At 62.6% G+C, this 23,077-nt stretch carries 34 protein-coding genes; 8 read left to right on the top strand and 26 right to left on the bottom strand.

Annotation, left to right across the window (positions count from 1 at the left end):
* Window positions 1-96 precede the first annotated feature (96 nt).
* Window positions 97-639, top strand: coding sequence for a TPM domain-containing protein (locus IAE24_RS20095; RefSeq protein ID WP_012202360.1), 543 nt, complete (start codon window positions 97-99; stop codon window positions 637-639).
* A 108-nt stretch (window positions 640-747) separates the two neighbouring features.
* The gene (locus IAE24_RS20090) at window positions 748-1,008 is read left to right on the top strand and encodes a hypothetical protein (protein WP_012202359.1); all 261 of its coding nucleotides are present in this window, start codon (window positions 748-750) and stop codon (window positions 1,006-1,008) included.
* Window positions 1,009-1,100: 92 nt separating this feature from the next.
* Here the strand turns inward: IAE24_RS20090 and IAE24_RS20085 are convergent, their stop codons facing one another.
* From IAE24_RS20085 to IAE24_RS20045, 9 genes are all read right to left on the bottom strand, one after another.
* On the bottom strand, window positions 1,101-1,517 hold the full coding sequence (locus IAE24_RS20085) for a F0F1 ATP synthase subunit epsilon (RefSeq protein ID WP_012202358.1): 417 nt from the start codon (window positions 1,515-1,517) through the stop codon (window positions 1,101-1,103).
* Between the two features lie 160 nt (window positions 1,518-1,677).
* Entirely contained in the window at window positions 1,678-3,087 is a 1,410-nt protein-coding gene (atpD, locus tag IAE24_RS20080; protein WP_012202357.1) for a F0F1 ATP synthase subunit beta, read from the bottom strand.
* Between the two features lie 34 nt (window positions 3,088-3,121).
* The gene (gene atpG, locus IAE24_RS20075; protein ID WP_043824939.1) at window positions 3,122-3,994 is read right to left on the bottom strand and encodes a F0F1 ATP synthase subunit gamma; all 873 of its coding nucleotides are present in this window, start codon (window positions 3,992-3,994) and stop codon (window positions 3,122-3,124) included.
* 18 nt (window positions 3,995-4,012) lie between these two features.
* Window positions 4,013-5,566, bottom strand: coding sequence for a F0F1 ATP synthase subunit alpha (atpA, locus tag IAE24_RS20070; protein ID WP_012202355.1), 1,554 nt, complete (start codon window positions 5,564-5,566; stop codon window positions 4,013-4,015).
* A gap of 48 nt (window positions 5,567-5,614) precedes the next feature.
* On the bottom strand, window positions 5,615-6,154 hold the full coding sequence (locus IAE24_RS20065) for a F0F1 ATP synthase subunit delta (RefSeq protein ID WP_012202354.1): 540 nt from the start codon (window positions 6,152-6,154) through the stop codon (window positions 5,615-5,617).
* 12 nt (window positions 6,155-6,166) lie between these two features.
* Window positions 6,167-6,637, bottom strand: a complete 471-nt coding sequence (locus IAE24_RS20060) for a F0F1 ATP synthase subunit B (RefSeq protein ID WP_012202353.1) — start codon at window positions 6,635-6,637, stop codon at window positions 6,167-6,169.
* Between the two features lie 35 nt (window positions 6,638-6,672).
* Window positions 6,673-6,921, bottom strand: a complete 249-nt coding sequence (gene atpE / locus IAE24_RS20055) for a F0F1 ATP synthase subunit C (RefSeq protein ID WP_011803767.1) — start codon at window positions 6,919-6,921, stop codon at window positions 6,673-6,675.
* Between the two features lie 51 nt (window positions 6,922-6,972).
* Window positions 6,973-7,836 carry a F0F1 ATP synthase subunit A gene (gene atpB, locus IAE24_RS20050; protein WP_012202352.1) on the bottom strand — a complete coding sequence of 288 codons (864 nt, stop codon included), beginning with the start codon at window positions 7,834-7,836 and terminating at the stop codon, window positions 6,973-6,975.
* 21 nt (window positions 7,837-7,857) lie between these two features.
* On the bottom strand, window positions 7,858-8,340 hold the full coding sequence (locus tag IAE24_RS20045) for an ATP synthase subunit I (protein ID WP_012202351.1): 483 nt from the start codon (window positions 8,338-8,340) through the stop codon (window positions 7,858-7,860).
* Window positions 8,341-8,627: 287 nt separating this feature from the next.
* On the opposite strand from IAE24_RS20045, the gene IAE24_RS20040 reads away from it, so the two are divergent.
* The 3 genes from IAE24_RS20040 to lipA are packed head-to-tail and all read left to right on the top strand — an operon-like array spanning window position 8,628 to window position 10,658.
* Window positions 8,628-8,945, top strand: coding sequence for a YbeD family protein (locus IAE24_RS20040; RefSeq protein WP_034397898.1), 318 nt, complete (start codon window positions 8,628-8,630; stop codon window positions 8,943-8,945).
* Window positions 8,942-9,667 carry a lipoyl(octanoyl) transferase LipB gene (gene lipB / locus IAE24_RS20035; RefSeq protein ID WP_096914285.1) on the top strand — a complete coding sequence of 242 codons (726 nt, stop codon included), beginning with the start codon at window positions 8,942-8,944 and terminating at the stop codon, window positions 9,665-9,667. The genes IAE24_RS20040 and lipB overlap by 4 nt, the downstream gene beginning before the upstream one ends.
* Window positions 9,668-9,677: 10 nt before the next feature.
* Window positions 9,678-10,658: a lipoyl synthase gene (gene lipA, locus IAE24_RS20030; protein WP_013800257.1), complete on the top strand. Its 981-nt coding sequence runs from the start codon at window positions 9,678-9,680 to the stop codon at window positions 10,656-10,658.
* A 395-nt stretch (window positions 10,659-11,053) separates the two neighbouring features.
* Here lipA and ptsP read toward each other — a convergent pair whose 3' ends face one another.
* From ptsP to IAE24_RS20010, 4 genes are all read right to left on the bottom strand, one after another.
* Window positions 11,054-12,829, bottom strand: a complete 1,776-nt coding sequence (ptsP, locus tag IAE24_RS20025; protein ID WP_012202347.1) for a phosphoenolpyruvate--protein phosphotransferase — start codon at window positions 12,827-12,829, stop codon at window positions 11,054-11,056.
* 117 nt (window positions 12,830-12,946) lie between these two features.
* A complete protein-coding gene (locus IAE24_RS20020; RefSeq protein ID WP_012202346.1) occupies window positions 12,947-13,216 on the bottom strand; it encodes an HPr family phosphocarrier protein in 270 nt (89 codons plus the stop codon).
* On the bottom strand, window positions 13,185-13,646 hold the full coding sequence (locus IAE24_RS20015) for a PTS sugar transporter subunit IIA (protein WP_199961535.1): 462 nt from the start codon (window positions 13,644-13,646) through the stop codon (window positions 13,185-13,187). Before IAE24_RS20015 ends, IAE24_RS20020 begins: the two co-directional genes overlap by 32 nt.
* A 125-nt stretch (window positions 13,647-13,771) precedes the next feature.
* Window positions 13,772-14,389: a hypothetical protein gene (locus IAE24_RS20010; protein WP_170962108.1), complete on the bottom strand. Its 618-nt coding sequence runs from the start codon at window positions 14,387-14,389 to the stop codon at window positions 13,772-13,774.
* 123 nt (window positions 14,390-14,512) lie between these two features.
* On the opposite strand from IAE24_RS20010, the gene IAE24_RS20005 reads away from it, so the two are divergent.
* Window positions 14,513-15,016, top strand: a complete 504-nt coding sequence (locus IAE24_RS20005) for a TlpA disulfide reductase family protein (RefSeq protein WP_043780365.1) — start codon at window positions 14,513-14,515, stop codon at window positions 15,014-15,016.
* 72 nt (window positions 15,017-15,088) lie between these two features.
* Here the strand turns inward: IAE24_RS20005 and IAE24_RS20000 are convergent, their stop codons facing one another.
* Window positions 15,089-15,535, bottom strand: a complete 447-nt coding sequence (locus IAE24_RS20000; RefSeq protein ID WP_065346892.1) for a c-type cytochrome — start codon at window positions 15,533-15,535, stop codon at window positions 15,089-15,091.
* A 164-nt stretch (window positions 15,536-15,699) separates the two neighbouring features.
* On the opposite strand from IAE24_RS20000, the gene IAE24_RS19995 reads away from it, so the two are divergent.
* On the top strand, window positions 15,700-16,398 hold the full coding sequence (locus IAE24_RS19995; protein WP_043824940.1) for a cytochrome b/b6 domain-containing protein: 699 nt from the start codon (window positions 15,700-15,702) through the stop codon (window positions 16,396-16,398).
* Between the two features lie 65 nt (window positions 16,399-16,463).
* Window positions 16,464-16,955 carry a GNAT family N-acetyltransferase gene (locus IAE24_RS19990; protein WP_043780357.1) on the top strand — a complete coding sequence of 164 codons (492 nt, stop codon included), beginning with the start codon at window positions 16,464-16,466 and terminating at the stop codon, window positions 16,953-16,955.
* Between the two features lie 111 nt (window positions 16,956-17,066).
* On the opposite strand, the gene IAE24_RS19985 is transcribed toward IAE24_RS19990, so the two are convergent.
* The 12 genes from IAE24_RS19985 to rpsJ form a co-directional block, all read right to left on the bottom strand.
* A complete protein-coding gene (locus IAE24_RS19985; RefSeq protein ID WP_013800250.1) occupies window positions 17,067-17,573 on the bottom strand; it encodes a peroxiredoxin in 507 nt (168 codons plus the stop codon).
* Between the two features lie 118 nt (window positions 17,574-17,691).
* Window positions 17,692-17,961, bottom strand: coding sequence for a 30S ribosomal protein S17 (gene rpsQ, locus IAE24_RS19980; RefSeq protein WP_012202338.1), 270 nt, complete (start codon window positions 17,959-17,961; stop codon window positions 17,692-17,694).
* 13 nt (window positions 17,962-17,974) lie between these two features.
* Window positions 17,975-18,172, bottom strand: coding sequence for a 50S ribosomal protein L29 (gene rpmC, locus IAE24_RS19975; RefSeq protein ID WP_012202337.1), 198 nt, complete (start codon window positions 18,170-18,172; stop codon window positions 17,975-17,977).
* 10 nt (window positions 18,173-18,182) lie between these two features.
* Window positions 18,183-18,599 carry a 50S ribosomal protein L16 gene (rplP, locus tag IAE24_RS19970; RefSeq protein ID WP_012202336.1) on the bottom strand — a complete coding sequence of 139 codons (417 nt, stop codon included), beginning with the start codon at window positions 18,597-18,599 and terminating at the stop codon, window positions 18,183-18,185.
* Window positions 18,600-18,601: 2 nt separating this feature from the next.
* A complete protein-coding gene (gene rpsC, locus IAE24_RS19965; protein WP_012202335.1) occupies window positions 18,602-19,474 on the bottom strand; it encodes a 30S ribosomal protein S3 in 873 nt (290 codons plus the stop codon).
* Between the two features lie 16 nt (window positions 19,475-19,490).
* Window positions 19,491-19,823, bottom strand: a complete 333-nt coding sequence (gene rplV / locus IAE24_RS19960; RefSeq protein ID WP_012202334.1) for a 50S ribosomal protein L22 — start codon at window positions 19,821-19,823, stop codon at window positions 19,491-19,493.
* Window positions 19,824-19,833: 10 nt separating this feature from the next.
* Window positions 19,834-20,109: a 30S ribosomal protein S19 gene (gene rpsS / locus IAE24_RS19955; protein ID WP_012202333.1), complete on the bottom strand. Its 276-nt coding sequence runs from the start codon at window positions 20,107-20,109 to the stop codon at window positions 19,834-19,836.
* 10 nt (window positions 20,110-20,119) lie between these two features.
* Window positions 20,120-20,944 (bottom strand): 50S ribosomal protein L2, encoded by an 825-nt coding sequence (gene rplB / locus IAE24_RS19950; protein ID WP_012202332.1) that lies wholly within the window; start codon window positions 20,942-20,944, stop codon window positions 20,120-20,122.
* 2 nt (window positions 20,945-20,946) lie between these two features.
* Entirely contained in the window at window positions 20,947-21,261 is a 315-nt protein-coding gene (gene rplW, locus IAE24_RS19945; RefSeq protein ID WP_012202331.1) for a 50S ribosomal protein L23, read from the bottom strand.
* A complete protein-coding gene (rplD, locus tag IAE24_RS19940; RefSeq protein WP_012202330.1) occupies window positions 21,258-21,878 on the bottom strand; it encodes a 50S ribosomal protein L4 in 621 nt (206 codons plus the stop codon). Before rplD ends, rplW begins: the two co-directional genes overlap by 4 nt.
* Complete coding sequence (gene rplC, locus IAE24_RS19935; RefSeq protein ID WP_012202329.1) at window positions 21,878-22,552, bottom strand: 50S ribosomal protein L3; 675 nt, start codon at window positions 22,550-22,552, stop codon at window positions 21,878-21,880. Before rplC ends, rplD begins: the two co-directional genes overlap by 1 nt.
* A 210-nt stretch (window positions 22,553-22,762) precedes the next feature.
* Window positions 22,763-23,074 (bottom strand): 30S ribosomal protein S10, encoded by a 312-nt coding sequence (gene rpsJ / locus IAE24_RS19930; protein ID WP_003059431.1) that lies wholly within the window; start codon window positions 23,072-23,074, stop codon window positions 22,763-22,765.
* Window positions 23,075-23,077 lie beyond the last annotated feature (3 nt).

Genomic DNA, 23,077 nt, shown 5'->3' with positions numbered 1-23,077 from the left:
GCTTTGGCGGAGGCGGCGGCCGCAGCGGTGGCGGGGGCTTCAGCTCTGGCAGAGGCGGCAGTTTCGGGGGCGGCGGCGCCTCGGGGAGTTGGTGAGATGGCGGCTGCAATCACAGGCTTTGTACAGCGTCTGCTCCGGCTGCTGCGCCACCATTGGGCAGAAGGGCAGTTGCGCCGTGCACTCCCGCCTGAAAGCCTTGCGGAGCTGGAGCGCCTGATCACCATGAGCGAGCAGCGCCATACAGGCCAGATTCGCATCTGCGTCGAACCCGGACTGCCGCCCAGCTACCTGTGGCGCGACGCCACGCCGCGCGAGCGCGCCATCACGCTGTTCGGCAAGCTGCGCGTCTGGGATACCGAACACAACAACGGTGCCCTGATCTATCTGCTGCTGGCCGACCACGCCATCGAAATCGTCGCCGACCGCGCCCTGGCGCGCACCCTGCCGGCGGAACAATGGCAAACGCTGATCAGCGACATGGGTGCCGCCTTTCAGGGCGGCCATTACGCCATGGGCATGACAGCAGCCCTGGAGCGCGTGAGCCTGCTGCTTGAAACCAACTTTCCGCGTGACCCGCTCCAGCCTGTGCACGATGGCAGCGACAATCTACCCGATGCTGTCGTGATACAGCACCACTGAAAGGCAGGCAGGCTGCGCAGGCCGGGCCGAGCCACCCCCTTCATCAAGCTATCGCGGGCACGGAGGCTGTGATAGCGTCACGCCATTTCATCAAGGAGCATCCACACCATGAAGAACACCCTGGCCCGCCTGGGCCTGCTGGCCGCCGTGCTGACCCTGAGCGCCTGCGCAAGCCCCATCCTCGACGACTCGCAGGAATATGACTATGTGCTCAGCTGCAAGCTGCGCGAAGACGACCCCAAGCGCTGCGAGCAACAGATCCGCGCCCTGTGCCCCGTGCCCGCCAAGGCCGTGACGCACAAGTCGCGCACGGTGGACCCCAAGGACAATGCCGTGACCTACGTGTACCAGGCCCGCTGCGGCGACTGAGCCATGGGGCCGGTGACCGGCCTTCCAGCCTTTCGCACCAAAGAAAAAGCCGCCCGAGGGCGGCTTTCTTGCAGCTGGAGCCCGAATGGGGCTCAGCGCTTTTGGCGGAACTTGCGCAGGGCCGCGATCTGAGCGGCCATGACGGCCAGCTCGGACTGGGCACGCGCCAGATCGACTTCGCTCTTGGCGTTCTTCAGTGCTTCCTCGGCTTCGAGCTTGGCCTTCTCGGCCTTCTCGGCGTCCAGGTCGGCACCGCGGATGGCGGTGTCGGACAGCACGGTCACACAGTTGGGCTGCACTTCCAGGATGCCGCCGGCCACGAAGACGAACTCTTCGCTGCCGTCCGCCATCTCGATACGCACCGAGCCGGGCTTGATGCGCGTGATCAGCGGAGTGTGGCGGGGAAAAATGCCCAGTTCGCCGGATTCACCGGGCAGGGCGACAAAGCGCGCTTCACCGGAGAAGATGGACTCTTCGGCACTGACCACATCAACGTGGATGGTGTTCATCTTTGCTCCTCAGAAAAGGTGGGACTGGAACTTGGAACCGGCAGGGCCCAGATCGGGGACACCGAGCAAGGGCCGCCCCGCTGCGAGGGTGTCGTCCCCCTCCCCCGCGAAGCGGGTAGAGAGGGGGAAGCGACGCAGTCGCTCAGGGGGTGCCGCAGGCTCAAGCCGCCAGTTTCTTGGCCTTCTCGAAGGCTTCGTCGATGGTGCCAACCATGTAGAAGGCCTGCTCGGGCAGGTGATCGCACTCGCCAGCGCAGATCATCTTGAAACCACGGATGGTTTCAGCCAGCGACACGTACTTGCCGGGAGCGCCAGTGAACACTTCGGCCACGTGGAAAGGCTGCGACAGGAAACGCTGGATCTTGCGGGCGCGGGCCACGGTCAGCTTGTCTTCGGGAGCCAGCTCGTCCATGCCCAGAATGGCGATGATGTCGCGCAGTTCCTTGTAGCGCTGCAGCGTGCCCTGCACTTCGCGGGCCACCTTGTAGTGCTCTTCACCCACGACTTGGGGGTCCAGCTGGCGGCTGGTGGAGTCCAGCGGATCGACGGCGGGGTAGATACCCAGCGAAGCGATGTCACGCGACAGCACCACGGTCGAATCCAAGTGGGCGAACGTCGTGGCAGGCGAGGGGTCGGTCAAGTCATCGGCGGGCACGTAAACGGCCTGGATGGAAGTGATCGAACCGACCTTGGTCGAGGTGATGCGCTCTTGCAGGCGGCCCATTTCCTCGGCCAGCGTGGGCTGGTAGCCCACGGCGGAAGGCATGCGACCCAGCAGAGCGGACACTTCGGTACCGGCCAGCGTGTAGCGGTAGATGTTGTCCACGAAGAACAGCACGTCCTTGCCTTCGTCACGGAAGGCTTCGGCCATGGTCAGGCCGGTCAGCGCCACGCGCAGACGGTTGCCCGGGGGTTCGTTCATCTGGCCGTAGACCATGGCCACCTTGGAGTCGTTCAGCGACTCCTGGTTGACCACGCCGGCGTCCGACATTTCGTGATAGAAGTCATTGCCTTCGCGGGTACGTTCACCCACACCGGCGAACACCGACAGACCACCGTGGCCCTTGGCGATGTTGTTGATGAGTTCCATCATGTTCACGGTCTTGCCCACACCGGCGCCACCGAACAGACCCACCTTGCCGCCCTTGGCGAAGGGCGAGATCAGGTCGATCACCTTGATGCCGGTTTCCAGCAGTTCCTGCGAAGGCGACAGCTCGTCATAAGCCGGTGCCTTGCGGTGGATGGGAGCCGTCAGCGCCTGATCCACGGGACCGCGTTCGTCGATGGGGTTGCCCAGCACGTCCATGATGCGACCCAGCGTCGCCTTGCCCACGGGCACGGTGATGGGGTTGCCGGTGTTGGACACCATCAGGCCGCGACGCAGACCGTCGGACGAACCCAGGGCGATGGTACGCACAACGCCGTCACCCAGCAGTTGCTGCACTTCCAGCGTCAGGGCCGAGCCGTCGAGCTTCAGGGCATCGAACACCTTGGGCATTGCGTTGCGGGGGAACTCGACGTCCACCACAGCGCCAATACATTGAACAATCTTGCCTTGCACTTGAGCCATTTTTTGCTCCAATTAGTTTGTCTGTTGAGCTGCTTTACACAGCAGCGGCGCCAGCCACGATTTCCGACAGCTCGGTCGTGATCGCTGCCTGGCGCGTCTTGTTGTAGACCAGCTTCAACTCGCCAATGACGCTGCCTGCGTTGTCGGTAGCGGCCTTCATGGCCACCATGCGCGCCGATTGCTCGGACGCCATGTTTTCCGCGACAGCTTGGTAGACCAGGGACTCTGCGTAACGCACGAGCAGCTCGTCGATCACGGACTGCGCGTCGGGTTCGTAGATGTAGTCCCAGCTATGGCCAGACGTCTTCTCGGCCTGCATGCTCTCGGACGACAGGGGCAGCAACTGCTCCACCACCGATTCCTGCTTCATGGTGTTGATGAACTTGGTGTAGCTCAGGTACACCGCGCTCAGCTTGCCCGCTGCATATGCATCGAGCAGCACCTTCACAGGGCCGATCAGCTTTTCCAGATGGGGCGTATCGCCCAGACCCGTCGCGTGCGAAACCACCTTGGCGCCGACACGGTTCAGAAAGCCCAGACCCTTGTTGCCAATGGCCACTGCTTCTGCCGACACGCCTTGATCCTGCAGCTCCCGCAGCTTGGCCGTGACAGCACGCAACACGTTGGTGTTCATGCCGCCGCACAACCCCTTGTCCGTCGTCACCACGATGACGCCGGCTGTCTTTGCATCACCGTTCACTTGCATGAACGGGTGCACGTACTCGGGGTTGGCTTGGCCAAGATGGACTGCAATGTTGCGGATCTTTTCGCTGTACGGGCGTGCAGCCAGCATCCGTTCCTGCGCCTTGCGCATCTTGGATGCGGCCACCATTTCCATGGCTTTGGTGATCTTCTTGGTGTTTTCCACCGATTTGATCTTGCCGCGAATTTCCTTACCTGCTGCCATGATGGCTCCTCGTCCGGTTTAAGCGAACGACTTCTTGAACGCAGCGATGGCGGCGTTCAATTCGGCTTCGGAATCCTTGTCCATGGCCTTGGAAGCGTTCAGCTTGTCGATCAGGGCGCCGTGGCTGGTCTTCAGGAACTGGTGCAGACCAGACTCGAAAGCCAGCACTTGCTTGACCTGGATGTCGTCCATGTAGCCCTTGTTCACTGCGAACAGCGAAGCGCCCATCAAAGCGGTGGACAGGGGGCTGTACTGGGCCTGCTTGAGCAGTTCGGTCACGCGGGCACCGCGGTCCAGCTGCTTGCGGGTGGCTTCGTCCAGGTCGGAGGCGAACTGCGCGAAGGCAGCCAGCTCACGGTATTGCGCCAGGTCGGTACGGATACCGCCGGACTGGCCCTTGACCAGCTTGGTCTGTGCAGCACCACCGACGCGCGACACCGAGATACCGGCGTTGATGGCGGGGCGGATACCGGCGTTGAACAGGCTGGTTTCCAGGAAGATCTGGCCGTCCGTGATCGAGATCACGTTCGTGGGCACGAAGGCCGACACGTCACCGGCCTGGGTTTCGATGATGGGCAGAGCCGTCAGCGAACCCGTCTTGCCCTTGACTTCACCCTTGGTGAAGGCTTCGACGTAGTCGGCATTCACGCGGGCTGCACGTTCGAGCAGGCGGCTGTGGAGATAGAACACGTCGCCGGGGAAGGCTTCGCGGCCTGGGGGACGGCGCAGCAGCAGCGAAACCTGGCGGTAGGCCACGGCTTGCTTGGACAGGTCGTCATAGACGATCAGGGCGTCTTCGCCGCGGTCGCGGAAGTACTCGCCCATCGTGCAGCCGGAGTAGGCCGACACGTACTGCATGGCAGCGGATTCGGAAGCGGTGGCAGCCACGACGATGGTGTATTCCATCGCGCCGGCCTGCTCCAGGGCACGCACCACGTTCTTGATCGAGGAAGCCTTCTGGCCGATCGCAACGTAGATGCAGGTAACGCCCTGACCCTTCTGGTTGATGATGGCGTCGATGGCCACGGCGGTCTTGCCGGTCTGGCGGTCACCGATGATCAGTTCGCGCTGGCCACGGCCGACGGGCACCATCGAGTCGATGGACTTGATGCCGGTCTGCAGGGGCTGGTCCACGGACTGGCGTGCGATCACGCCGGGAGCGACCTTCTCGATCACGTCCGTCATCTTGGCGTTGATCGGGCCCTTGCCGTCAATCGGCTGACCCAGGGCGTTGACCACGCGGCCGATGAGTTCGGGGCCGACGGGCACTTCCAGAATGCGGCCCGTGCACTTGACGGTGTCGCCTTCGGAGATGTGCTCGTACTCGCCCAGAATCACGGCGCCGACGGAGTCGCGCTCGAGGTTCAGCGCCAGGCCGAAGGAGGGCTGGCCATCCTTGCCTGCGGGGAATTCCAGCATTTCGCCTTGCATCACGTCCGACAGGCCGTGCACGCGCACGATACCGTCGGTCACCGAAACCACGGTGCCTTCGTTACGGATGTCGCTGCTGCCAGCCAGACCCTCGATGCGGCTCTTGATCAGTTCAGAAATTTCTGCGGGATTGAGTTGCATGACTCTTTCCTTCTTTAGCTTTGGTTAGCCGAGACCTCAGTCGCGTTGTTACGCAATGAGGGCCGCTTTCATTTGTTCCAGGCGGGCCTTGACGGACGTGTCAAGAACTTCATCACCCACCACGACGCGGATGCCACCGATCAGGGACTGATCTTGCTGCACCGACAGGTTCAGCTTTCGGCCGAAACGCTTCTCCAGAGAAGTCCCGAGGGCAGCCAGAGCGGCAGCATCTATGGGAAAAGCGCTTTGAACCACGGCGTCGGACGAGCCACCGGCGCGGTTCACGAGGCTGCGAAACTGGGCCGCCACTTCTGGCAGGGCTTGCAGTCGGCCGTTTTCAATGATGACGCGCAGAAAGTTGCGAGCGGCATCGGGCAATGCCGAGCCGGCCACGCCGCTGATGACGTCGAACAGTTGTTCGTCGGTCACCTTGGGGTCGTCGGCCAGCTGGCGCAATTGCGGATTGGCGGCAATCGCCGCCAATTCCTCCGCCCAGGCAACAGTGCCGGACAGGTCAGCACCCTGCTGGGTGCTGGCCTTGAACAGGGCATCTGCGTAAGGACGGGCAATGGTGGCGAGTTCTGCCATGTTTGCTCTTCCTTACAGCTCGGTCTTCAGGCGGTTCAGCAGGTCGGCATGGACGCCGGCATCCACTTCCTTGCGCAGGATCTGCTCGGCGCCCTTGACGGCCAGCGCAGCCACTTGCTCGCGCAGGGCTTCACGGGCCTGGACTGTCTGCTGCTCGGCCTCGGCGCGGGCAGCAGCAACAATCTTGTTGCCTTCTTCGGAGGCACGGGCCTTGGCTTCTTCGATGATGGCCTGGGCACGGCGTTCGGCGTCCGCAAGCCGCGATGCCGTTTCGTTGCGCGTCTGGGCCAGTTCCTGCTCGACGCGCTTGTTGGCGGCGGCCAGGTCAGTCTTGGCCTTGTCGGCAGCAGCGAGGCCATCGGCGATTTTCAGAGCTCGTTCATCCAGCGCCTTCGCGATCGGGGGCCACACGAACTTCATCGTGAACAGCACCAGGATCAGGAAAACGATGGCCTGGACGAACAGGGTCGCGTTGATACTCACGGCAACACCTTTCTATCTAGGGCGTTGATCGGAGCTTAGGCCAGGACGAAGGGGTTGGCGAAAGCGAACAGCAGAGCGATAGCAACACCGATCAGGAAGGCAGCGTCGATCAGACCGGCCAAGATGAACATCTTGGTTTGCAGTTCGTTGATCAGCTCAGGCTGACGTGCCGACGATTCCAGGAACTTGCCACCCATCAGGGCGATACCGATCGAAGCGCCGATAGCGCCCAGACCAACGATCAGACCACAAGCCAGAGCGACGAGACCGAGAATGTTTTCCATGATGACTCCTGAGATTAAAGAAAGAGAAAGGTTGAGAGGGAAAGGAAATGGTCAGTGGGCTTCATGTGCCTGGCCGAGATAGATCAGCGTCAGCATCATGAAAATGAAGGCCTGCAGGGTGATGATCAGAATGTGGAAGATCGCCCAGATAGAGCCTGCAATGATGTGCCCCAAGGGGAGCAACACACCGGAAAGCGACATGGCAGCCGCACCGCCCATCAGAGCGATCAGACAGAACACCAACTCACCAGCGTACATGTTGCCGAACAGTCGCATGCCATGCGAAACCGTCTTGGCGACATATTCAATGATCTGCATGGCCAGGTTGATAACACCCAGGATCAGTGCAAACACGGGATTCTTGCTGGTGCCGAACGGAGCGGTCACCAGTTCGTGGGCCCAGCCGCCCATGCCCTTGATCTTGATGCTGTAGAAGAAGCACAGGATCAGCACGGCCGAGGACAGGCCCAGCGTGGTCGAGAGGTCAGCCGTGGGAACGACACGCAGGTAGGCGTGCGAGTCACCCTGGACGCCCTGCCACAGTACCGGCAGCAGGTCCACGGGCAGCATGTCCATGGCGTTCATCATGAAGATCCAGACGAACACGGTCAGTGCCAGCGGGGCGATGAACTTGCGGCTTTGCGCGTTGTGGATGTTGGCCTTGGCCTGGTTGTCCACCATCTCGACCAGCAGCTCTACAGCCGCCTGGAAGCGACCCGGAACGCCCGATGTGGCCTTGCGCGCGGCAAGCCACAGCACGAACAGGCTCAGCACGCCCAGCGTGGCGCTGACGACGATCGAGTCCAGGTTGATGACCGAAAAGTCGATGATCGACTTTTGCTTGATGTTCTGGAGGTGCTGCAGGTGGTGAACGATGTATTCACTTGCAGTAGGTGCGTGCGCGTCTGCGGCCATCGGTCAACTTCTCTTCAAATATCAATCGGTTTTTCGGACATTGGCCCGCACTATCAGCGCGACCCAATACGTTTTCATGACGATCACCAAGCCCGCCAGCAGCGCCAGCCAACTCAGCCCCGGGACCAGCTTGGGTGCAGCCGCCAGCATGGCAATGCACAGCACCAGCTTCACCAGTTCCCAGCCAAAAATTCCCACCATGGCGGCTGCAGCGCCGCCAGGCCTCTTGCGCACGACGGCGCGCGCAAACAGCGCGGCCGGCAGCACCACCGACAAGGCGCCATAGGCAGCCGACCATCCGACCTCGGCGCGCCCCGTCACCAGCCACGCGACCAGTGCCACCAGCACGCCAACCACCGCCTGGACCACCACGAAGCGCCACACAGACATCTGCGGGTTTCGCGTGCGCCACTCCTGAGCCTCCTCGGAGGTCAGGGGCTTGAAGTCGGAATCCTCGCCCTCAAGTTCCCTGTCAGCGTCTGTGTCAGCGGCGTAGTTTTTCATTGAGTTCTCAAAGGCCGCAGACCAGACAAGACTTTTTCACAAAGCCTCTGATTATAAGTAAAAACCCCTGCCGAACGATAGGGGTTGTTACGGGCATGCCCAAAACGGCGGCGGCAGCCTGGCTGTGTGGCAGCAGGCCAACAACGCCAGCCTCGCACCGCAGGCAGCTTGTTTGTTGTGTGTGGAGTTTTCGTTGACCGGCGGCGCGGCAGCCCCAGGCTGCGACATGGCCGCGAACGATAGCGCACAATCGCCTCCAACGCCAAGCGATTAACCTTGATTCACCTATGACCGACGCCCCCACCCCCTCCTCCGCACCAGCAGCCGCGCCGGGCGCGGACCCGCGCAAGGACTCGTTGATCGAGTACCCGTCGCAGTTTCCCATCAAAGTCATGGGCATCAAGGCCGAGCATCTGGTGCATGAAATCACCCAGATCGCCGAGCGCTTCGACCCCGCCTTTGACCCCAGCACCATCGAGTTGCGCCCCAGCAGCAGCGGCAAATACCTGGGCGTCACCGTCACGGTGACGGCCACCAGCCGCGAGCAGCTCGACGACCTGTACCGGGCGTTCACCTCGCACCCGCTTGTGAAAGTGGTGCTTTGAGCGCCCCAGCCGCCGAGCTTGCGCAGACGCTGGACTTGCGCCTGCTGGGCCGCACCGACTACGAAGCCACGGTGCAGGCCATGCAGGCATTCACGAGCGGCCGCGATGCCGGCACGCGCGACGAGCTCTGGATCTGCGAGCACGCCCCGCATTTCACGCAAGGCCTTGCCGGGAAAAGTGACCACTTGCTGAGCCCTGGCAACATTCCCGTGGTCGCAACCAACCGTGGCGGGCAGGTCACCTACCACGGCCCGGGCCAGGTGGTCGCCTATCCGTTGCTGGATCTGCAGCGCCTGGGCTACTTCGTCAAGGAATACGTGTTCCGCATCGAAGATGCGGTCATCCGCACGCTGGAGCATTTCGGCATCACCGGCCACCGCGTGGAAGGCGCCCCCGGCATCTACGTGCGCCTTGACGATCCTCGCAGCCACGCCATGCTGGCCCAGCGCCCGCAACTGCGCGCACCCGGCTCGCCCGCGCCCCAGCCCGATTTTTCGGGGCTGGGCAAGATTGCAGCCCTGGGCATCAAGGTCAGCCGGCATTGCACCTATCACGGCGTTGCCCTGAATGCCGCCATGGACCTGGAACCCTACGAACGGATCAACCCTTGCGGCTATGCAGGACTGCAAACGGTGGACCTTTCTACAATCGGCGTTCAGACAACCTGGGACGAAGCCGCGCGCGTGCTGGGACGACAGTTGCAGCGCCGCCTAGCCCCCTGAATCCAGAACCATGACCACCAACACCGTCGTGCGCGAAGCGCAGTCCCAAGCCGAGTACAACCCGCTGGCCAAGCAGAAGGCGGCAGCGAAGCTTTCGCGCATCCCGATCAAGGTCGAGCATGGCGAGGCCCTCAAGAAGCCCGAGTGGATCCGCGTCAAGGCGGGCAGCCCCACCACGCGCTTCTACGAGATCAAGGACATCCTGCGCGCCAACAAGCTGCACACGGTCTGCGAGGAAGCCTCCTGCCCCAACATCGGCGAATGTTTCGGCAAGGGCACGGCCACCTTCATGATCATGGGCGACAAGTGCACGCGCCGCTGCCCGTTCTGCGACGTGGGCCACGGCCGCCCCGACCCGCTGGACACCAACGAGCCGCTCAATCTGGCCAAGACGATTGCCGAGCTGCGCCTGAAGTACGTGGTGATCACCAGCGTGGACCGCGACGATCTGCGCGATGGCGGCTCGGGCCATTTCGTGGAGTGCATCAAGAACATCCGCGAGCTCTCGCCGCTGACCCAGATCGAGATCCTGGTGCCCGACTTCCGTGGCCGCGACGACCGTGCACTGGAAATCCTCAAGGCCGCACCTCCCGACGTGATGAACCACAACCTGGAGACCGCACCACGCCTGTACAAGGAAGCGCGTCCCGGCTCGGACTACCAGTTCTCGCTGAACCTGCTCAAGAAGTTCAAGGCCTTGCACCCCAAGGTTCCGACCAAGAGCGGCATCATGGTGGGCCTGGGCGAGACCGACGAGGAAATCCTGCAGGTGATGCGCGACATGCGCGCCCATGACATCGACATGCTGACCATCGGCCAGTACCTGGCGCCCAGCAACAGCCACCTGCCGGTGCGCCGATACGTGCACCCCGACACCTTCAAGATGTTCGAGGAAGAAGCCTACAAGATGGGCTTCACGCACGCCGCCGTGGGCGCCATGGTGCGCTCCAGCTACCACGCGGATCAGCAGGCACACGCCGCAGGCGTTTGAGCTCGCCGCACCCAGGCGGCCCTCAATGCCCAGCCCTCGCCAGCCCTGCTGCCGAGGGCTTTTTCATGGCCGCATGACGGCACATCAAGACGCGCAGGCAACAAAAAAGCAGAGCCGCTGACGCATGCTCTGCTTGAATTGGAGGCGATGTTGCCTCTTCTGACATCGTAGAAAAAAAGCCTGGCTAACCGGCAGACCGCTGGCTGGCAAACCGACTTGCTGCAGGCTGAACAGGCCTGGCGAGTCGCCCCACGATGAAACTGAAAAAGGCTTGCAGCTCGAATTCCCCACCAGAGAGTTTCTTGCTGCATTGGGGCTGATCATAGCATCGAATGAGAATCAATCGCAACTAAAGCTGCAAATCTTTTTTTCTGCGCATCCTCGCCTGCATGAATTCATGGTCCCAGCAGCGCTGCGGGACTGTCCGAGCGGAGGACTTCCTGCGCCCAGGCAGTCAGCTTGCGTGTGTCGGCGCGCAAGATTTCCTGCTTGACGACCAGTATCTGCGCCGGATGCATGGAAAAGCTGCGCAGACCCAGGCCGAGCAGCAGGCGCGTCATGCCCACATCCCCGGCGGTCTCCCCGCAGACACAGACGCTCTTGCCCTGCGCCCTTCCTTCGGCGATCACGTCCGCCACCAGCTTGAGCACGGCGGGATGCAAGGGGTCATAGAGATGGGCCACGGTCTCGTCGGCGCGGTCGATGGCCAGCGTGTACTGGATGAGGTCGTTGGTGCCGATCGACAGGAAGTCGAAGTAACGCAAAAAAGTGCGCACGATCAGCGCGGCCGCAGGCACTTCGATCATGGCGCCCAGCTTGACCGGGCCATGGGCCACGCCTCGCGCGTCGAGTTCGCTTTGCGCCAGCCGCACCTGGGCCAGGGTCTGCTCGATCTCGCTTTGGTGGGCCAGCATGGGAAACAGCAGATGGATCTGCCCATGCGCCGCCGCACGCAGGATGGCGCGCAACTGCGTGCGGAACATGGCCGGGTCAGCCAGGCTCCAGCGGATGGCGCGCAGACCCAGCGCGGGGTTCAGGTAGTAATCCTTCGGCTGTGCCTTGTCCAGCGGCTTGTCGGCGCCCACGTCCAGCGTGCGAATGGTCACGGGCATGCCCTGCATGCCGTCCACGGCCTCGCGGTAGGCGCGGTACTGCTCCTCCTCACCGGGCAGGTTGCCGCCGCGCCCCATGAACAGGAATTCCGTGCGGAACAGCCCCACGCCCACGGCGCCTGCATGCACGGCCGCAGGCCCGTCGCCGGGCTGCTCGATATTGGCCAGCAACTCGATGCGCTCTCCGTCCAGCGTCAGCGCGGGCGTGTGGCGCAGGCGTGAGAGGCGCTCGCGCTCCAGCTCGTTCTGGCGCTGGCGAAAGCCATATTCGGCCAGGATGATGGGAGAAGGATCGACGATGACGACGCCTGCGTTGCCATCGATGATGATCCAGTCGTCTTGGCGGATCAGCTGGCTGGCCGCGCGCGCGCCGACCACGGCCGGGATGTCCATGCTGCGCGCCACGATGGCCGTGTGCGAGGTCCGCCCGCCCACGGCCGTGATGAAGCCGGCAAACAGCCGGCTCTTGAACTGCAGCATGTCCACTGGCGACAGGTCCTGCGCCACCAGGACCAGGGGCACATCGGTGACTTCGTCGAGCAGCAGCGGCTGCTGCGGCGCGCCCTCCCCCGTTGCATCGGCTCGCGGCAGCGCGGCAGGCGCGGGCACGGGGCTGGCCATGCCCTTCATGTAGCGCAGGATGCGCTCGACCACCTGCTCCAGGTCGGCCTTGCGCTCGCGCAGATACTCGTCCTCCATCTCGTCGAACTGGCGCGAGACGACCTCGAGCTGCGTGGTCAGCGCCCATTCGGCGTTGTAGAGACGATCGGAAATCCAGTGCTTGATGGCGGCGGCCAGGGCCTCGTCCTGCAACAGCAGCAGGTGGACGTCGAGCAGGGCATCGAGCTCGCCCGGCGCGTCCTGGGGCATTTCATCCTGCAGACGGCGCAGCTCGTCGATGACGGCGTTGCGTGCGCTGCGGGCGCGGTCGATTTCCGCGTCCACCTGGTCGGGCCGGATGAAGTAGTGCACCACCTCCATTCGGCTGGAGGCCACCACCACCGCGCGTCCTATCGCAATGCCCCGTGAAACGGCCAGTCCGTGGATTGCAAACGTCATTGCGCCTGTCCTTTGCCTGCTGCTGCGCAGGCCCCGGGCCGTCGCAATGCGGCAGCGTCCGGGCCCGGCGCGTGTTGCTCTTTTGCGCTCACCGTCTGCCAGCGCGGCGGAGGCCCATCACTGGCCTTCGCCAAATTTGTCGTTGATCAGGGCCGTCAGCGCATCCATGGCTTCCTGCTCCTGCGGTCCTTCGGTTTCCAGCAGCACCTCGGAGCCCATGCCGGCAGCCAGCATCATCACGCCCATGATGCTCTTGGCGTTGATGCGCCGCTCGCCCTTGCTCATCCAGACTTCGCAGGGAAAGCTGCCTGCAAGCTTGGTGAGCTTGGCGGAGGCGCGGGCATGCAGGCCCAGTTTATTGCTGATGGTTATAGGGGTCTTGATCATTGGATGGTCGCGGACTCTGGTTCTGAGGCGTGTTCACGCCCACCTGCATCACCCCATGGCTGCCTCCCGCCAAGGCACGCTCGGCCACGGTTTCCAGCGCCTCGTGGCGATAGCCTATGGAGCGCAGCAGCATGGGCAAGTTCACTCCGGCCACCAGTCGCCCCGCAGGCAGCTGCGCCACAAGGCGCTGCGCCACGTTGCAGGGCGTCGCGCCAAAGAGGTCGGTCAGCACCAGCGTGGGCAGCGCCACCAGGCCGCCATGGTCCTCGAGCAACTGCTCGGCACGCATCAGGGTGGCCTCGGGCGGCTCCTGAGCGGGCACATCCAGGGCAAGGACGTCCTCGGCACTGTCGGCGAACACATGCAAGGCGCATTCGCGCAGTGCATGGGCCAAAGGTGCGTGGGTGAACAAAAGGATGCGCGTGGTCATGAAGTCACAGGGTTCGGAGTCGATTATGGCGTGCGCAGGCGCATGCAGGGCAACCGGCGCGCCTGCACTGCGTTCCATGCCACAGCTGCCTCCCGCATCCGTGGCTCCGAAACCTGTTGCCGTTGCTATTGCAGTTGCAGGCTGGCGAAGAAGTTGTTGGCCTCGTCTGTGCGCGGCTTGTCGCTGTAGATCACGGCATGGTAGAGGCGTGCGCCTGCCGGCTCCATTCGTGCAAACCACACGCCATGGGCGGTGAGCTTCCAGCCCTGGGGCCCCACGCCTTCAAACGTGGTGCGCAGCGACTGCGGCAGATTCAGTGCGCCTGCAGGCAGGAAAGGGCCATCTTCCTTGGAGCGCAGTTGCTTGGCGCCTGCCGGTGCCTGCCCCGGAGCACCCGGGTTCATCTGGCCGAGCACGGCTGCCTGCCAGTACGACAGCATCTCGGCGGCTCTGGACGGCTCGCTGACCAGGAAGTGGGACACCGCGTAGGTCGACGCATCGGCATCGCATCCCATCATGGACATCTGCACCGTGCCCATGCCCTGGCCCAGCTCCACCGGCCGTGTTGCGGATTGCGGATCGCAGGGCAAGAGCACGCGCAGCGGCGTGCCTTCGACCGCGACCTGCCGCCAATCCAGCCTGGGACTGCAGGCGGCCAGGGGCGCCAACACCAGCATCGCGGCGCCGAGCCGCAGGGCCAGAGCGCGGCCCTTTGCTTTCGAAAAGCTTTCCATCAATGTCATGCCGGCATTATCGGCATGGCCCGACCTGTCCGAGCCCCGAACTTTTGCCCTTGCCGCGCATCGAAAGGCGGTGCACGGCATGCGTGCAGGCCTTCGGGCGCAACTTTGGGCACAATCGTCGCTATGGCAAGCAAACATTGGATCGCAGGCGTGGTGATCGCCGCAGCCGCCGGCATGGGCGCATGGGTGTATTCGGGTGCCGGCCAAACGGCCGCGCCGCAGTCCACCTTCGTGCTGCTGGACGGCAGCAAGCAGACCACGGCCGACCTCAAGGGCAAGGTGACCTTGGTGAATTTCTGGGCCACCAGCTGCACCACCTGCGTGGCCGAGATGCCCGAGATCGTTGCCACCCACCAGAAATTCCAGAGCCAGGGCTTCGAGACCCTGGCCGTGGCCATGAGCTACGACCCGCCCAGCTATGTGGTGAACTTCGCCGATTCGCGCAAGCTGCCTTTCAAGGTCGCGCTGGACAACACCGGCGCCGTGGCCCGGGCATGGGGCGATGTGCAACTGACTCCCACCACCTACATCGTCAACAAGCGCGGCGACATCGTGAAGCGCTATGTGGGCGCACCTGACTTCGCGGAGTTGCATCGGCTGATCGAGAAGCTGCTCGCCGAGGCCTGATACAGCGCAGACCAGGGCACAAAAAAACCGGCACCAGGCCGGTTTTTCATTGGTGCATCCTCCGCCCGCCGCTCAACGGCTGCGGAAGCTGTCGTGGCAGGCCTTGCAGCTGGCGGCGGCCGGGCCGAAGGCGGCCTTGAGCTGGTCCAGGTTGCCGGACTTGGCCGCAGCCGCGAGCTTGACCGTCTCGGCCTGCATCTTCTCCGACAGGTCCTGGAACTTGGCCTGCTCCTTCCAGATTTCAGGCTTGGCCTTTCCACCTTCCGTGCCCGCGCCGAACGCGGCCCAAGGCAGCTTGGCCATGAAGGCCACCACCTCGGCGTTTTCCTGGGCTGCCTTGGCATCGAAGGGGATCTTTCCGTTCGCCATGGCGCCCAGGCGCCCGAAGTGCTGGCCCAGCACGGCGAGCGCGCCCTGGCGGTACTTGATGGCGTCTTCGGACTTGGCGAACTGTGCGGACGCGGGCAGCGCCGTGGCGGCCACCAGGGCGGCCAGCGCCCATGCAGAAACTTTCTTCATCGTGGTTTTCCTTTGGGAGTGTGGGGAAATCTGCCGGGCCAGTATGGCAGCGGCGTCTTGCCGGCGCCGCTTTGATTGACCACGGCTAGGGTGCATTCCTGGTCCTCGCAGGAATGCGGGGCGGCACAATGCCCCATCCCCATCCCCATCCCAGCTTTCATGCCATGGCACAAGAATCGACCGCACAAGGCGCCGCCAAGCACAAGGTCCGCATCTGGGACCTGCCCACCCGGCTGTTTCACTGGCTGCTGGCCGCAACGGTGGTCGGCCTGGTCGTGACGGCCAAGCTGGGCGGCAATGCCATGAACTGGCATCTGCTGCTGGGCCATGCCATGCTGGCCCTGCTGCTGTTTCGCCTGCTTTGGGGCCTGGTGGGCGGCCGCTGGTCGCGCTTTGCCAGCTTCATCCACGCGCCGGCCACCGTGCTGCGCCATGTGCGGGGACAAGGAACGGAGAGCGACAGCGCAGGCCACAGCCCGCTGGGCGCCCTGTCCGTGTTTGCCATGCTGGCCGTGCTGATCGCCCAGGTGGGCAGCGGGTTGCTCAGCGACGACGAGATTGCGTTCTCCGGGCCGCTGGGCCGCTTTGTATCGGGCGACACCGTGGCACAGGCCACCGCATACCACGCGCACTGGGGGCAGTATCTGCTGTACGCGCTGGTGGCCCTGCACCTGTTGGCCATCCTTTTCTATGCCTGGCGCGGACGGGGCCTGGTGCGCGCCATGGTGACAGGAGACAAGCACTTGCCCGAACCCCTGCCCTCTTCGCGCGACACGGCAGCCAGCCGCCTGTTGGCCTTGGTCCTGGCGTTGGTGGCGGGGGCCGCCGCATGGTGGGTGCAGCAGCTGGGGGGTGCTTTCTGACGGCGTGGCCAGATGTTGCCAGCTTGCCGCTACACTGCGTTTTCCGTCGTTTTAGCCAAGTGCCCGTGGACAAGCCTGCTGTCGCCTTGCTGGCGCCGAATCCCCTGGAAGACATGGACGAAGTCCGCCAGATCTTCCAGGAGTACGCCGCAAGCCTGGATGTCGATCTGCAATTTCAAGATTTCGAGGCCGAGATCGCCGATCTGCCTGGCGACTACGCATCGCCGCGCGGCCACATCCTGCTGGCCAAGGTCGATGGCGCCGTGGCCGGCTGCTGCGCCTTGCGTCCGCTGGACAACTGCGATTACGCCAACGCCGCCGAGATGAAGCGCCTGTTCGTGCGCAAGGCCTTTCGCGGTTTCGGCCTGGGCCGCCAGCTCGCCGAGGCCATGCTCGATGTGGCGCGCCAGGCCGGCTATGACCATGTGCTGCTGGACACGCTGGACGACATGGAGTCGGCGCGCGCCCTCTACACGGACCTGGGCTTCCAGGAAATCCCGCCCTACTATCACAACCCCATCGCAGGGGCGCATTACCTCAAGGCCGATATCTTCTAGGCCCGGCTGAGGCAGCCCCCTGAAACACAAAAAGGCATTGCACCTGGGTGCAATGCCTTTTTTCGCAAAAGCGCGGTGCCCAGGCCCGGCAGGCCTGCAGCACGATCAGGATCAGGCCTTGGCCTGGCCCAGCAGGGTGGCAGCGTCGCTGACTTCGAACTTGCCAGGGCCTTCCACGTTCAGCGTGGCGACCTTGCCGTCCTTGACCAGCATGGAGTAGCGGTTGCTGCGCAGGCCCAGGCCCTTGCCGTTCAGGTCCAGCGTCAGGCCGGTGGCCTTGGCGAAGGCGGCATCGCCGTCGGCCAGCATGCGCACCTTGCCGTCGGTCTTCTGGTCACGGGCCCACGCGCCCATCACGAAGGCGTCGTTGACCGACAGGCACCAGATCTCGTCCACGCCGGCAGCCTTGAAGGCTTCGGCCTGCTCCACGAAGCCGGGCACATGCTTGGCCGAGCAGGTGGGAGTGAATGCGCCGGGCACGGCGAAGACCGCGATGGTCTTGCCGGCAGCGGCTTCGGGCAGCTTCACGGGGTTGGGGCCGATGCTGCAGCCATTGCCTTCGACTTCCACGTATTCCATCAGGGTGGCAGCGGGCAGGGCATCTCCGACTTTGATCATCTCTATCTCCTTTGTGGTGCAAAACCGGGGGCCGCCGAAATGGTGGTCCCCAAACGAAAAAACGACCCACATTGTGGGTCGTTTCCTGTGGCCTTGCAGCCGGTGGGCCTGTGTAGGCTTACACCAGAGCAGCCTTTTGCACCAAGCGGGTAGCAACCCAGTTCTTGGTCTTGGACAGCGGGCGGCTTTCCGTGATTTCAACCACGTCGCCCAGCTTGTATTCACCTTGCTCGTCGTGAGCGTGGTACTTGCTGGACTTGATCATGATCTTGTCATAGATCGGGTGCTTGACGCGGCGTTCAACCATGACCGTCACGGTCTTGGCACGCTTGTCGCTGACCACCTTGCCAATCAAGGTGCGCTTGAGGGATTTTTTAGCTTCCGTCATGTCGGCTTCCTGATTACTTGGCAGCTTGCTTTTCAGCAAGGATGGTCTTGGCGCGGGCGATGTCACGGCGCGTGGTACGCAGCGTGTTCGTGTTACCCAGCTGTTGCGTAGCCTTTTGCATACGCAGGCCAAAGTGAGCCTTTTGCAGGGACTTCACTTCGGCTTCCAGGCCGGCAACGTCTTTTTGGCGGAGTTCAGCAGCTTTCGTCATGTTGTTCTCCTTAGGCACCAATTTGACGGGACACGAAGGTCGTACGCAGCGGCAGCTTTGCAGCGGCCAGGCGGAACGCTTCACGAGCCAGCTCTTCAGGGACGCCCACGATTTCGTAGAGCACCTTGCCGGGCTGGATTTCGGCCACGTAGTACTCGGGGTTGCCCTTACCGTTACCCATACGCACTTCTGCGGGCTTGGTAGAGATTGGCTTGTCCGGGAACACGCGGATCCAGATACGACCGCCACGCTTGACGTGACGCGAGATCGCGCGGCGAGCCGCTTCGATCTGACGCGCCGTCAGGCGACCACGGTCAGTGGACTTCAGGCCGAAGTCACCGAAAGCAACGGAGTTACCACGCGTTGCGATACCGGTGTTGCGACCCTTTTGCTCCTTGCGGTATTTGCGGCGAGCAGGTTGCAGCATCTTTATTCTCCTTTACCGTCCGCTGCTGTAGCGGGCGCGTCAGTCTTGCGAACGCGCTTAACGGAATCAGCGCCAGCGCCGGCGGGCTTATCGCTGCCGTCAGCAGGTGCTGCGTTAGCGCCTGCGGGGCGGCGGGCACCACGGCCAGCACCGTCACGACGACCATCGCCGCGACCATCACGGCGGGGGCCGCGAGGACGACGTTCTTCTTCGGGGCGGGGGGTCTCGGCTGCCGGCAGGTCGTTACGACCCAGCGTGTCACCCTTGTAGACCCAGACCTTCACACCGATCACACCGTAGGTCGTCTTGGCTTCGGAGAAGCCATAGTCGATGTCGGCGCGCAGTGTGTGAAGTGGCACACGGCCTTCGCGATACCACTCGCAACGTGCAATTTCGATACCGTTCAGACGGCCCGAAGACATGATCTTGATGCCTTGGGCACCCAGACGCATGGCGTTTTGCATTGCACGCTTCATGGCGCGGCGGAACATGATGCGCTTTTCGAGCTGCTGGCAGATCGAATCGGCGATCAGCTTGGCATCGATTTCAGGCTTGCGCACTTCTTCGATGTTCACAGCCACGGGCACGCCCAGACGGGTTGCGAGTTCCTTCTTCAGGTTCTCGATGTCCTCGCCCTTCTTGCCGATCACGACACCAGGACGTGCCGAGAAGATCGTGATGCGGGCGTTCTTTGCAGGACGCTCGATCAGGATGCGCGACACGGCGGCATTCTTCAGCTTGGCCTTCAGGAACTCGCGCACCTTGATGTCTTCGGCCAGCATGCCGGCGAAGTCACGGTTGCTTGCGTACCAACGGCTGGCCCAGTTGCGGCTAACAGCCAGGCGGAAGCCGGTAGGATGGATTTTCTGTCCCATATTCTTCCCAGGCCTTTCAGTTGCCAACCGTCACGTACACGTGGCACGTGGGCTTGCTGATGCGATTGCCGCGGCCCTTTGCACGCGCGGTGAAGCGCTTGAGCGTGGTGCCTTGTTCGACGAAGATGGTCTTGACCTTCAGTTCGTCGATGTCGGCGCCGTCGTTGTGCTCGGCGTTGGCGATGGCGGACTCGAGCACCTTCTTGATGATCACGGCAGCTTTTTTCTGCGTGAACGTCAGGATGTTCAGGGCTTGGTCCACTTTCTTGCCGCGGATCAGGTCCGCGACCAGGCGACCCTTGTCCACAGACAGGCGGACGCCACGGAGAACAGCACGTGTTTCAGACATGTTCTATTCCTTACTTCTTGGCTTTTTTGTCCGCCGGGTGACCCTTGAAGGTACGGGTCAGCGCGAATTCGCCGAGCTTGTGGCCGACCATCTGGTCAGTCACATACACGGGCACGTGCTGCTTGCCGTTGTGCACGGCGATGGTCAGACCGATGAACTCGGGCAGAACCATGGAGCGACGCGACCAGGTCTTGACGGGCTTCTTGTCCTTGGTGGCGACGGCCTTTTCGGCCTTTGCCAGCAAGTGATGGTCAACAAACGGACCCTTTTTAAGAGAACGAGTCATTTGCTACCCTTTACTTCTTGCGACGCGACACAATCATCGACTGCGTGCGCTTGTTGTTACGGGTACGGTAGCCCTTCGTCAGGTTGCCCCATGGGTCAACAGCGTGACGACCTTCACCGGTCTTGCCTTCACCACCACCGTGCGGGTGATCGACAGGGTTCATCACCACGCCGCGAACGGTCGGGCGAATACCCATCCAACGCTTCACACCGGCCTTGCCCAGACGGCGCAGGCTGTGTTCTTCGTTGGCGACTTCACCGATGGTCGCGCGGCATTCGATGTGCACCTTGCGCACTTCGCCGGAACGCATACGCACTTGGGCGTAGATGCCTTCACGGGCCAGCAGCGTAGCCGACGTACCTGCCGAACGGGCGATCTGCGCGCCAGCGCCGATCTTCAGTTCGATGCAGTGGATGGTCGAACCCACGGGGATGTTGCGGATCGGCAGGGTGTTGCCCACGCGGATCGGGGCTTCCGAACCGCTGACGATCGTTGCGCCGACTTCCAGGTTGCGCGGAGCAATGATGTAGCGACGCTCGCCGTCGGCATAGCACACCAGAGCGATGTGGGCCGTACGGTTGGGGTCGTACTCAATGCGCTCGACCTTGGCGGGGATGCCGTCCTTGGTACGCTTGAAGTCCACCACGCGATAGTGGTGCTTGTGGCCACCGCCCTTGTGACGGGTGGTGATGTGACCGTTGTTGTTACGGCCCGACTTCTGGTGCTGAGGCTCCAGCAGGGGGGCGAAACCTGCACCCTTGTGCAGATGGTCACGCGTGACCTTGACCGTGCCGCGTTGGCCGGGGGTCGTCGGTTTGAGCTTGATAACAGCCATGATTACGCAGCCTCCCCGGACAGGTTCAGCTCTTGACCGGGCTTGAGCATCACGTAGGCCTTGCGAACGTGGTCGCGGCGGCCAGTGGTCTTGCCAAAGCGCTTGGTCTTGCCCTTGATGTTCACCACGGAGACACCAGCAACTTCCACCTTGAACATCAGTTCCACGGCGGCCTTGATTTCATGCTTGGTGGCGCTCTGCAGCACCTTGAACGTCACGGCGTTGGACTTCTCGGCAACCATGGTGGCCTTTTCGGACACGATGGGAGCAACCAACACCTGCATCAGACGACCTTCGTCAAACTTGAGCGTGCTCATTCGAACATCTCCTTGAGTTTGTCGATCGCACCCTTGGTGACGAGCACTTTCTTGTAGTGCACCAGCGACACGGGGTCGGCGTAGCGCGGCTCGACCACGAACACGTTCTTCAGATTGCGGGAAGCCAGGTACAGGTTCTCGTCGACTTCTTCAGCGATCACCATGACCGATTCCAGGTTCATGGCCTTGAACTTGTCGGCCAGCACCTTGGTCTTGGGGCTTTCGAGCTTCAGCGAGTCCACCACGGCCAGACGGCCTTCGCGGGCCAGTTGCGACAGGATGGCAACCATACCGGCGCGGTACATCTTCTTGTTGATCTTCTGCGTGAAGTTTTCTTCAGGCAGATTCGGGAAGATGCGGCCGCCGCCACGCCACAGAGGCGAGGAAGACATACCGGCACGAGCACGGCCGGTGCCCTTTTGCTTGAACGGCTTGGCAGTCGTGTGACGAACCTGCTCGCGGTCCTTCTGAGCGCGAGTGCCCTGACGTGCGTTGGCACGGTAGGCGATCACGATCTGGTGGACGAGGTCTTCGTTGAATTCACGACCGAAAACAGTCTCGGGCGCATCGAACTTGGATGCGGCCTGGCCTTGTTCATTCAGGAGTTCGAGCTGCATTAGTTCGCTCCCTTGGAAGCTTTGGCCTTGATGGCGGGGCGCACCGTCACGAAGCCACCCTTGGAGCCCGGAACAGCGCCCTTGATCAAGAGCAGTTGGCGTGCTTCGTCAATGCGAACCACGTCGAGATTTTGGGTGGTGATGGTTTCATCGCCCATGTGACCGGTCATCTTCTTGCCCGGGAACACGCGACCTGGATCCTGGGCCATCGAGATGGAACCGGGAACATTGTGCGAACGGCTGTTGCCGTGCGAGGCGCGCTGCGAGCGGAAGTTGTGACGCTTGATGGTGCCGGCGAAGCCCTTACCGATGGAAGTGCCTTGCACGTCCACCTTCTGGCCCACCGAGAACAGCTCGGCGACGGGCAGGACGGAGCCTGCGGCGTACTTGCCAGCGGTTTCTTCGGTCACGCGGAATTCACCCATCACTTCACCGGCTTCGACACCTGCCTTGGCAAGGTGGCCGGCTTCTGGCTTGGTCACGCGAGATGCCTTGCGCGAACCGAAAGTGACCTGCAGGGCCACGTAGCCATCGTTCTCTTGGGTTTTGACCTGAGTCACACGGTTGTTGGACACATCCACCACCGTGACGGGCACTGCGTCCCCGTCATCGGTGAACAGACGCATCATGCCCACCTTGCGACCCAGCAACCCGAGGGAGTTGCTCAGACTCATTTGTTTGCTCCAAAACTTTCGCCGCTGAAACTGCAATTGGCCCAGCGTTGCGCTCCCGCCCCAGATGTCCAAGGCCTTGCGCACGAAAGAAGGTTGATAAAACTTCGCTCAAGAAAGGCGAAGCCCCAAATTTTAACGCGAACTGCCTTTTCAAGCAAGTTCGCGTTAAATCAAAGCCCTTCAACGGCCCCGCAAGGGGCCGTGAAGTTCTTATTGCAGCTTGATCTCGACGTCCACGCCTGCGGGCAGGTCCAGCTTCATCAGAGCGTCAACCGTCTTGTCAGTCGGGTCAACGATGTCCATCAGGCGCTGGTGAGTGCGGATTTCGAACTGGTCGCGGCTGGTCTTGTTGACGTGCGGCGAGCGCAGGATGTCGAAACGCTTCATGCGTGTCGGCAGGGGCACGGGACCCTTGACGATCGCGCCGGTGCGCTTGGCAGTGTCAACGATTTCAGCAGCCGACTGGTCGATCAGCTTGTAGTCAAACGCCTTCAGGCGGATGCGGATTTTTTGCTTGGACATTGT

Source organism: Delftia sp. S65, from assembly GCF_016516495.1.
Classification (GTDB): domain Bacteria; phylum Pseudomonadota; class Gammaproteobacteria; order Burkholderiales; family Burkholderiaceae_C; genus Comamonas; species Comamonas acidovorans.
Note: the sequence above shows the minus strand (reverse complement) of the source record. Positions and strands in the feature narration are given on the sequence as shown.